Origin of the sequence: Phenylobacterium sp., assembly GCF_044236515.1 — a bacterium.
Lineage (GTDB): Bacteria > Pseudomonadota > Alphaproteobacteria > Caulobacterales > Caulobacteraceae > Phenylobacterium.
This window is the reverse complement of the sequence record NZ_JBIIGK010000122.1, coordinates 1-8,900: the sequence shown is the minus strand read 5'-3', so window position 1 is coordinate 8,900 and position 8,900 is coordinate 1. Positions and strand designations below refer to the sequence as shown.

Here is an 8,900-nt window from a genome sequence, read left to right as displayed (position 1 = left end):
CAGGCCGGCGCTCTAACCAACTGAGCTACACCCGCGTAGGCCTTGCGGCCGGCGAAGGCGGCCCTGATAGGTGCGGACCGGAATCGTGTCAACGGCAGAGTGTCGGCCGGACGAATTTGGCGCGTTTTTCCGGCCGCGGCGGCGCCCTCTGTTGCGACCGTTTCGCAAGTGTGTTCGGTCGTTTGAAACCCCGGGACGGGTGGTCTAGAAGGGCGCGCGACTCCCCTGAGGACTCCATGAACGCGTTCCTATTGCAGTACCTGCCCATCGTGATCTTCCTGGGGATCGCGACGGCGCTGGGCCTGGTCTTCATCCTGGGCGCCTGGGTGCTGGCGCCCAAGGCGCCGGACCCTGAAAAGCTGTCGTCCTACGAGTGCGGCTTCAACGCCTTTGACGACGCGCGGATGAAGTTCGACGTCCGGTTCTACCTGGTCTCGATCCTGTTCATTATCTTCGACCTTGAAGTGGCCTTCCTGTTTCCGTGGGCGGTGACGCTGATGAAGCTCCCGGCCGAGGTCGGGCAGTTCGCCTTCTGGTCGATGATGACCTTCCTGGGCGTCCTGACAGTGGGCTTCATCTACGAATGGAAGAAGGGGGCCCTGGAATGGGAGTGATCGTTCCCGCGGGCGCAGCCGGCCGCACGACGGTCGAGGGCTACGATCCCCGCCTCCACGACCCGTATTTCGACGGCGTCTCTCAGCAGTTGGCCGACAAGGGCTTCGTCACCGCTGCGGCCGACGATCTCATCACCTGGGCGCGCACCGGCTCGCTGATGTGGATGACGTTCGGCCTGGCGTGCTGCGCCGTCGAGATGATGCAGGCCTCGATGCCGCGCTACGACGTCGAGCGCTACGGCTTTGCACCCCGCGCCAGCCCGCGTCAGTCGGACGTGATGATCGTCGCCGGCACTCTGTGCAACAAGATGGCTCCGGCCCTCCGCAAGGTCTACGACCAGATGCCGGAGCCGCGGTACGTCATCTCGATGGGCAGCTGCGCCAACGGCGGTGGCTATTATTACTTCAGCTATTCGGTGGTTCGTGGCTGCGACCGCGTGGTGCCGGTCGACATCTATGTCCCCGGTTGCCCGCCGACCGCCGAGGCCTTGGTCTACGGCATCCTGCAACTGCAGAAGAAGATCCGCCGGACCGGGACGATCGTCCGATGAGCTGGCCCCTTTCGCACCAGGACCTCGAGGCGCTCGGCCAGGAGATCGTCGCCAACGGCGCCGGCATGTTCGCCGGCCATCACGTGGCGTTCGGGGACCTGACCCTGACGGTCCAGACCCATCGCATCGCCGCCGCTCTCGAAGCTCTGCGCGACCAGTACGGCTTCCACCAGCTCGTCGACATCGCCGGCGTCGACTATCCGGAGCGCGAGCGTCGCTTCGATGTCGTCTACCACCTGCTGTCGATGACCAAGAACCAGCGCGTCCGGCTGAAGCTTCAGGTCGACGAGGACACCGCTGTCCCGTCGGTGGTTTCGGTGTTCCCGACCGCCGACTGGTACGAGCGCGAAGCCTTCGACATGTACGGCATCTTCTTCGACGGCCATCCGGATCTGCGCCGCATCCTCACCGACTACGGTTTCCACGGCCATCCGCTGCGCAAGGACTTCCCGATGACCGGCCATGTCGAGGTCCGGTACGACGACGAGCTCAAGCGCGTGGTCTACGAGCCGGTGAAGTCCGTCGAGTGGCGCAACTGGGACTTCCTGTCGCCTTGGGAAGGCGTCGAGCGCGGCTTCGGTCCGCTGCCCGGCGACGAGAAGGGCGAGATCGTCGCCAAGCCGGAGGCCAAGTGATGCCGGGACAGAACACGCCGGCCGCTGCAGTGCTGCCTGGCGAGACCCCGGAAGTCGAGGCCGCCGCCGAGACGCCCGTCCGCCGTTTCAACATCAACTTCGGCCCCCAACACCCGGCCGCCCACGGCGTGCTGCGGCTGGTTCTCGAGCTCGATGGGGAGATCGTCGAGCGGGTCGATCCGCACATCGGCCTGTTGCACCGCGGCACCGAGAAGCTGATGGAAGCGCGGCCCTACGCGCAGACGATCCCGTACTTCGACCGCCTCGACTACGTGGCGCCGATGAACCAGGAGCACGCCTACGTGCTCGCCCTCGAGCGCCTGATGGGCGTCGAGGTGCCGATCCGCGGCCAGCTGATCCGCGTGCTCTATTCCGAGATCGGCCGGATCAAGAACCACCTGCTCAACGTCACCACCCAGGCGATGGACGTCGGCGCCCTGACGCCGCCGCTGTGGGGCTTCGAAGAGCGCGAGAAGCTGATGGTGTTCTACGAGCGTGCGTCCGGCGCGCGCCTGCACGCCAACTACTTCCGCGTCGGCGGCGTTCGCCAGGACCTGCCGCCGGAGCTGGTGCAGGACATCTCCGACTGGTGCGACGAGTTCCCGTCGATGCTGAACGACATCGACGGGCTGATCACCGACAACCGCATCTTCAAGCAGCGCAACGTCGACATCGGCGTCGTGACCAAGGAAGAGGCGATCGCCTGGGGCTTCTCCGGCGTGATGGTGCGCGGCTCGGGCATTGCCTGGGACCTGCGCCGCGCCCAGCCCTACGAGTGCTACAACGAGCTGGAGTTCGACATCCCGCTCGGCGTCAACGGCGACTGCTACGACCGCTACCTCTGCCGCATGCAGGAGATGCGCGAGTCCGTCCGCATCATGAAGCAGTGTTGCGAGCGACTGATGAAGACGCCGGGGCCGGTTCTCAGCGAGGACAACAAGGTCTCGCCGCCGCGCCGGGGCGAGATGAAGCGTTCGATGGAAGCGCTGATCCACCACTTCAAGCTGTTCACCGAAGGCTACCGCCCGCCGGCCGGCGAGATCTACGCCTGTGTCGAGGCGCCGAAGGGCGAGTTCGGCGTCTATCTGGTCAGCGACGGCACCAACAAGCCCTACCGCTGCAAGATACGCGCGCCGGGTTTCCCGCACCTGCAGGCGATGGACTGGATGAACCGCGGCCACATGCTTGCCGACGTGTCCGCCATTCTCGGCTCCCTCGACATCGTGTTCGGGGAGATCGATCGATGAGCGATCTCGGCGCGATCGTCGACGCCCAGCTCGACGCCTATAACGCCCAGGACCTCGACGCCTTCTGCGCCTTCTACACCGAGGACGCGACGCTCGGGGCTTACGGCGAGGCGCCGCACACGGTGGGCGTTGCGGCCATCCGCGAGCGTCACGCCAAGCTGTTCGCCGAGTTTCCGAAGAACAAGGCCGCCCGCACCAACCGCGTTACCGCCGGCGCCGTCGTCGTCGACCACGAGGACGTGATCCGCGGCCCCGGCGTCGAGCCCTTCCAGGTGCTCGCCATCTACACCCTCGCCGGCGGCAAGATCGCCCGCGTCGACTTCGTGAAGTGAGGCCGTCTTGAGCGTCCGTCGCCTTTCGCCGAACCAGCCGGAAAGCTTCGCTTTCCAGCCCGAGGTTCTGAAGCAGGTCCAGGCCTGGATGGCCAACTATCCGCCCGGCAAGCAGCAGTCGGCGGTGATCCCGATCCTGTGGCTGGTCCAGAAGCAGGAAGGCTGGGTGCCGGAGCCCGCGATCCGCGCCGTCGCCGAACTTCTCGGCATGCCGGTGATCCGCGTGCTGGAGATCGCGACCTTCTACACCATGTTCATGCTGGAGCCGGTTGGCACCCATGCGCTGGTCCAGGTCTGCGGCACGACGCCGTGCATGGTCCGCGGCGCGGGCGAACTGATCGAGGTCTGCAAGCGCCGCATCGGCCCGCACGATCACCGCTCGGCTGACGGCAAGTTCTACTGGCAGGAAGTCGAGTGCCTGGGCGCCTGCTCCAACGCACCAATGGCCGCGATCAACGACTACTATTACGAGGACCTCGATGCGGCGTCGTTCGAGAAGCTGCTCGACCAATTCGCGGCGGGTGAAAAGCCGGCGCCGGGCTCGGTGATCGGCCGCCAGGGCGCCTCGCCCGAGGGCGGCCCGCTGACCCTCACCGACGCCAGCCTCTACGACGGCAGCGCGGCGAAGAAGATCAAGATTCCGAACCTTCCGTCCTCCAAGCCGCCCGCCAAGGAGCCCGCGTGATGCCCGGACTTCTCCAGGACAAGGACCGGATTTTCACCAACCTCTATGGCCTCCACGACTGGGGCCTCGAGGGCGCGAAGAAGCGCGGCTGCTGGAACGGTACCAAGGACATTCTGGCCCAGACGCCGGAATGGATCTGCGACCAGATCAAGGCCTCGGGCCTGCGCGGCCGGGGCGGGGCAGGGTTCCCGACCGGGCTGAAGTGGACCTTCATGCCCAAGCAGGAGAGCGAGCGGCCGCACTTCCTGGTCGTTAACGCCGACGAGTCGGAGCCGGGCGCCTGCAAGGACCGCGAGATCCTGCGCAACGATCCGCATCTGTTGATCGAAGGCTGCCTAATCGCCTGCCGGGCGATCCGCGCGCGCACGGCCTACATTTACATCCGCGGTGAGTACGTCTTCGAGCGCGAGCGGCTGCTGGCCGCCATCCAGCAGGCCTATGACGCCAAGCTGATCGGCCCCGGCAACGTCAACGGCTGGGACTGCGACGTTCGCGTCACCCACGGCGGCGGCGCCTACATCTGCGGCGACGAGACCGCCCTGATGGAGAGCCTCGAGGGCAAGAAGGGTCAGCCGCGGCTCAAGCCGCCGTTCCCTGCCGGCGCCGGCATCTACGGCGCGCCGACCACCATCAACAACGTCGAGTCCATCTCGGTCGTCGGGACCATCCTGCGCCGCGGGGCCGAGTGGTTCGCCGGCTTCGGCACCGAGAAGTCGACCGGCACCAAGCTGTTCGCCGGCTCGGGCCATCTCAACAAGCCCTGCGTCGTCGAGGACGCGGTCGGCATACCGCTCAAGATGCTCATCGAAGAGCACATGGGCGGCGTGCGCGGCGGCTGGAAGAACCTCAAGGCGGTCATCCCGGGCGGCATCTCCGTCCGTATGATCCCGGCCGAGGAGGCCGAGGTCGCCGTGATGACCTACGAGGATCTGCAGGCCCGCGGCTCGGGCCTCGGCACCGGCACCATGATCGTGTTCGACAAGGACGCTGACCTGGTGAAGGCCATCGCCCGCGCCTCCTACTTCTACAAGCACGAGAGCTGCGGCCAGTGCACGCCGTGCCGCGAGGGCACCGGCTGGATGTGGCGGGTCATGGAGCGGATGGTCACCGGCGAAGCCGAGATGTCCGAGATCGACCTGCTGCTCGACGTCGCCAGCCAAGTCGAGGGCCACACCATCTGCGGCCTCGGGGACGCGGCGGCCTGGCCGATCCAAGGCCTGTTCCGCCACTTCCGCCACGAGGTGGAGGAGCGCATCAACAACTACCGCGCGCGCAAGGGCAGCTACGCCGGCGCATCCATCGCGGCGGAGTAGACGGTATGCCTATCGCCAAGGTCGACGGGGTCGAGGTCGAGTTCGAACCCGGCATGAACGTGCTGCAGGTCGCCGAGCTGGCGGGGAAGGAAATCCCCCGCTTCTGCTATCACGAGCGCCTGTCGATCGCCGGCAATTGCCGGATGTGCCTCGTCGAGGTGAAGCCGGGCCCGCCGAAGCCGCAGGCCAGCTGCGCCCTGCCGGCCGCCGAGAATATGGAGATCTTCACCGACACGCCGATGGTGAAGAAGGCCCGCCACGGGGTCATGGAATTCCTGCTGATCAACCACCCGCTGGACTGCCCGATCTGCGACCAGGGCGGCGAGTGCGATCTGCAGGACCAGGCCATGGGCTACGGCCGCGACGGCTCGCGCTATGCGGAGAACAAGCGCGCGGTCGAAGAGAAGTTCATGGGGCCGCTCATCAAGACGGTCATGACCCGCTGCATCCAGTGCACCCGCTGCGTCCGGTTCATCACCGAGGTCGCCGGCGTGCCGGACATCGGTCTCATCTCCCGCGGCGAAGACGTTGAAATCACGACCTATCTCAACAAGGCCGTGGGCTCGGAACTGTCGGCCAACGTGATCGACCTGTGCCCGGTCGGCGCCCTGACACACAAGCCGTGGGCCTTCAACTACCGGCCCTGGGAACTGAAGAAGACGGAGAGCATCGACGTCCACGACGCTCTCGGCTCGGCGATCCGCGTCGACGCCCGCGGCCCGGCCGTCCTCCGAGTGCTGCCGCGCCTGAACGAGGACATCAACGAGGAGTGGATCTCCGACAAGACCCGCTACGCCGTCGACGGCCTGTCGCGCCAGCGTCTCGACCGCCCCTATGTCCGTGAGAACGGCAAGCTGCGGCCGGCCAGCTGGAACGAGGCGCTCGACGCCGTCGCCAAGAAGCTGAAGGCGACCAAGGCCGACCGCATCGGAGTCATCGCGGGCGACCTGCAGGACGTCGAGTCCATGAAGGCCGCCAAGGACCTGTTCGGCGGCCTCGGCGTCGCCTCGCTCGATTGCCGCCAGGACGGCATGGCCCTGGGCGACGGTCCGCGCGAAAGCTGGCTCTTCAACTCGACCATCGCCGGCATCGAAGAGGCGGACGTCGTCCTTCTCGTCGGAACCAATCCGCGCATTGAGGCCCCGGTGCTGAACGCCCGCCTGCGCAAGCGCTGGCTGGCCGGCGCCCTGCGCATCGGCGTGATCGGCGAGCAAGGCGACCTGACCTACGCCTACGACTATCTGGGCGCCGGCCCGAAGACCCTGTCGGGCCTCGCGAGGCAGAAGAACGACTTCATGAAGGCCTTCAAGGAAGCCCAGGCTCCGGCGATCATCGTCGGCGCCGGCGCCCTTGGCCGCGCCGACGGTGCAGCGGTCGTGAAGGCCGCGGCCGGAGTCGCCAAGGCCTTCGGTGCGACCTGGAACGTGCTGCACTCGGCGGCGAGCCGCGTCGGCGGCCTCGACTTGGGCTTCGTGCCGGCGACCGGCGGTAAGACCGCGCGCGAACTGGTCCAGAAGGGCGGGGCGGACGTCCTCTTCCTGCTGGGGGCTGACGAGATCGACGCGACCCAGTCCGACGCCTTCGTCGTCTACCTTGGCACGCACGGCGATGCCGGCGCGCACCGCGCCGACGTCATCCTGCCCGCCGCGACCTACACCGAAAAGAACGGCCTCTACGTCAACACCGAGGGCCGCGTGCAACTCGGCGTCCGCGCGGTGTTCCCGAAAGGGGAGGGCCGTGAGGACTGGGCGATCCTGCGGGCCCTGTCGGAGCGTCTCGGCGCAACGCTGCCTTACGACAGCCTCGACCAACTTCGCGCCAAGCTGTTCGCCGATCATCCGACCTTCGGCCGCATCGACTATGTCGCCGGCCCGGAGGGGGCGAAGGGCCTCGACCTGGGCAAGCTCGGCGCCGCCGGCGATCTCGCCGACGCCCCGTTCGCCAGCGGCGTGAAGAGTTTCTACCTGACCAATCCCATCGCTCGCGCCAGCGTGACGATGGCGGAGTGCGCGGCCCTGGCCTCGGGCGCCACGAAGATCGCGGCGGAGTAAGGGATGCAACCTGCCACCCAAAGCTTCTGGGAAACGCCCGGCGGCTGGACCCTGCTGACCGCTGGCCAGATCCTGCTGGTGATGATCTGGATCCTGCTGTCGCTGGCCTTCCTGCTGCTGGCCGACCGCAAGATCTGGGCCGGCGTGCAGATGCGCAAAGGCCCGAACGTCGTCGGTCCCTTCGGCCTGTTCCAGTCGTTCGCCGACTTCGGCAAGTTCCTGCTGAAGGAAATCGTCATCCCGGCCGGCGCCGACAAGGCGGTCTTCCTGCTGGCGCCGCTGATCAGCTTCGTCCTGGCCTTCGGGGCCTGGGCGGTCGTGCCGCTGGCGCCGGGCTGGGTGGTCTCCGACATCAACGTCGGGATCCTCTATCTCTTCGCGATCAGCTCGCTCGGCGTCTATGGCATCATCATGGGCGGCTGGGCTTCGAACTCGAAGTATCCGTTCCTCGGCTCGCTGCGCTCAGCAGCGCAGATGGTGTCCTACGAGGTCTCCCTGGGCTTCGTGATCATCACCGTGATCCTGCTGGCCGGCACCATGAACCTGCGCGAGATCGTCGAGCTGCAGGACGGCGGCTTCTGGAACTGGAACGTCCTCGGCGGCAACGGCCTCTTGGGCCTGCCGGCGGCGCTTGTGATGATCCCGATGTCGGTGATCTTCTTCATCTCGGCCCTGGCCGAAACCAACCGCCCGCCCTTCGATCTGCCGGAAGCGGAGTCCGAACTCGTGGCCGGCTACCAGGTCGAATACTCCTCGACCCCGTACCTGCTGTTCATGATCGGCGAGTACTCGAACATCGTCCTGATGTGCGCCCTGGTGACGGTGCTCTTCTTCGGCGGCTGGACCGCCCCGTTCCCGACGCCGTTCACCGCAGCCTGGCCGCCGGTCGTGGCCAGCCTGTTTGGCTTCCTGTGGTTCTTCGCCAAGCTGGTGTTCTTCTTCTTCCTGATCGCCATGGCGAAGGCGATCGTCCCCCGCTACCGCTACGACCAGCTGATGCGGCTCGGCTGGAAGGTCTTCCTGCCGACCTCGCTGGTCGCCGTGGTGCTGATTGCGGCTTGGCGGGTGTTTGGCCCGGCGGCGGCGGCGGCATGAGGGCGGCGCTGCCCGTGATGCTGGCCCTCGCGCTCGGCGCCTGCGCCACCGCGTCGCCGGACGGCGGGATCATGAGCTACGACACCCTCCAGCGGCTGCAGACCGAGTGCGCGGCCAAGGGCGGGAAACTGACGCAAAAGCGGGGCGGGGATTTCCAGGATCTCGGAAACTACGCCTGCGAGAGGAACTGAGATGCTCAATCGTATCGGACAGGCGGTGAAGGGAGCGGCGCTCCTCGATTTCGCCGGCGCCTTCGGCCTGGCCATGAAGCACATGATGCGGCCGAAGAAGACCGTGCAGTACCCGCACGAGCGCAATCCGCAGAGCCCGCGCTTCCGCGGCGAGCATGCCCTGCGCCGCTATCCGAACGGCGAAGA

The 8,900-nt window shown here is 66.8% G+C and carries 10 protein-coding genes and 1 pseudogene; all 11 read left to right on the top strand.

Annotated features, from left to right (window positions below; translation table 11 throughout):
* The first annotated feature begins 236 nt into the window (after positions 1-236).
* Entirely contained in the window at positions 237-614 is a 378-nt protein-coding gene (locus ACILRF_RS12060; protein ID WP_395673200.1) for an NADH-quinone oxidoreductase subunit A, read from the top strand.
* On the top strand, positions 584-1,165 hold the full coding sequence (locus ACILRF_RS12055; protein WP_395673198.1) for a NuoB/complex I 20 kDa subunit family protein: 582 nt from the start codon (positions 584-586) through the stop codon (positions 1,163-1,165). The genes ACILRF_RS12060 and ACILRF_RS12055 overlap by 31 nt, the downstream gene beginning before the upstream one ends.
* The gene (locus tag ACILRF_RS12050) at positions 1,162-1,800 is read left to right on the top strand and encodes an NADH-quinone oxidoreductase subunit C (protein WP_395673196.1); all 639 of its coding nucleotides are present in this window, start codon (positions 1,162-1,164) and stop codon (positions 1,798-1,800) included. The genes ACILRF_RS12055 and ACILRF_RS12050 overlap by 4 nt, the downstream gene beginning before the upstream one ends.
* Complete coding sequence (locus ACILRF_RS12045; RefSeq protein ID WP_395673194.1) at positions 1,800-3,047, top strand: NADH-quinone oxidoreductase subunit D; 1,248 nt, start codon at positions 1,800-1,802, stop codon at positions 3,045-3,047. Before ACILRF_RS12050 ends, ACILRF_RS12045 begins: the two co-directional genes overlap by 1 nt.
* Positions 3,044-3,379 (top strand): nuclear transport factor 2 family protein, encoded by a 336-nt coding sequence (locus tag ACILRF_RS12040; protein ID WP_395673192.1) that lies wholly within the window; start codon positions 3,044-3,046, stop codon positions 3,377-3,379. The genes ACILRF_RS12045 and ACILRF_RS12040 overlap by 4 nt, the downstream gene beginning before the upstream one ends.
* Positions 3,380-3,386: 7 nt before the next feature.
* Positions 3,387-4,064, top strand: a complete 678-nt coding sequence (nuoE, locus tag ACILRF_RS12035) for an NADH-quinone oxidoreductase subunit NuoE (protein ID WP_395673190.1) — start codon at positions 3,387-3,389, stop codon at positions 4,062-4,064.
* Positions 4,064-5,377, top strand: coding sequence for an NADH-quinone oxidoreductase subunit NuoF (gene nuoF / locus ACILRF_RS12030; RefSeq protein ID WP_395673188.1), 1,314 nt, complete (start codon positions 4,064-4,066; stop codon positions 5,375-5,377). Before nuoE ends, nuoF begins: the two co-directional genes overlap by 1 nt.
* A gap of 5 nt (positions 5,378-5,382) precedes the next feature.
* Positions 5,383-7,428 (top strand): NADH-quinone oxidoreductase subunit NuoG, encoded by a 2,046-nt coding sequence (nuoG, locus tag ACILRF_RS12025; protein WP_395673186.1) that lies wholly within the window; start codon positions 5,383-5,385, stop codon positions 7,426-7,428.
* Positions 7,429-7,431: 3 nt separating this feature from the next.
* Positions 7,432-8,523: an NADH-quinone oxidoreductase subunit NuoH gene (gene nuoH, locus ACILRF_RS12020; protein WP_395673184.1), complete on the top strand. Its 1,092-nt coding sequence runs from the start codon at positions 7,432-7,434 to the stop codon at positions 8,521-8,523.
* The gene (locus ACILRF_RS12015; protein ID WP_395673183.1) at positions 8,520-8,714 is read left to right on the top strand and encodes a hypothetical protein; all 195 of its coding nucleotides are present in this window, start codon (positions 8,520-8,522) and stop codon (positions 8,712-8,714) included. The genes nuoH and ACILRF_RS12015 overlap by 4 nt, the downstream gene beginning before the upstream one ends.
* Before the next feature lies 1 nt (position 8,715).
* A pseudogene (locus ACILRF_RS12010) lies at positions 8,716-8,900 on the top strand (NADH-quinone oxidoreductase subunit I); the annotation flags it as partial.

What these genes read in the sequence shown, in the direction of transcription:
- ACILRF_RS12060 (WP_395673200.1), top strand. Translation starts at nt 237, where the DNA reads ATGAACGCGTTCCTATTGCAGTACCTGCCCATCGTGATCTTCCTGGGG.
- ACILRF_RS12055 (WP_395673198.1), top strand. Translation starts at nt 584, where the DNA reads ATGGAAGAAGGGGGCCCTGGAATGGGAGTGATCGTTCCCGCGGGCGCA.
- ACILRF_RS12050 (WP_395673196.1), top strand. Translation starts at nt 1,162, where the DNA reads ATGAGCTGGCCCCTTTCGCACCAGGACCTCGAGGCGCTCGGCCAGGAG.
- ACILRF_RS12045 (WP_395673194.1), top strand. Translation starts at nt 1,800, where the DNA reads ATGCCGGGACAGAACACGCCGGCCGCTGCAGTGCTGCCTGGCGAGACC.
- ACILRF_RS12040 (WP_395673192.1), top strand. Translation starts at nt 3,044, where the DNA reads ATGAGCGATCTCGGCGCGATCGTCGACGCCCAGCTCGACGCCTATAAC.
- nuoF (WP_395673188.1), top strand. Translation starts at nt 4,064, where the DNA reads ATGCCCGGACTTCTCCAGGACAAGGACCGGATTTTCACCAACCTCTAT.
- nuoG (WP_395673186.1), top strand. Translation starts at nt 5,383, where the DNA reads ATGCCTATCGCCAAGGTCGACGGGGTCGAGGTCGAGTTCGAACCCGGC.
- nuoH (WP_395673184.1), top strand. Translation starts at nt 7,432, where the DNA reads ATGCAACCTGCCACCCAAAGCTTCTGGGAAACGCCCGGCGGCTGGACC.
- ACILRF_RS12015 (WP_395673183.1), top strand. Translation starts at nt 8,520, where the DNA reads ATGAGGGCGGCGCTGCCCGTGATGCTGGCCCTCGCGCTCGGCGCCTGC.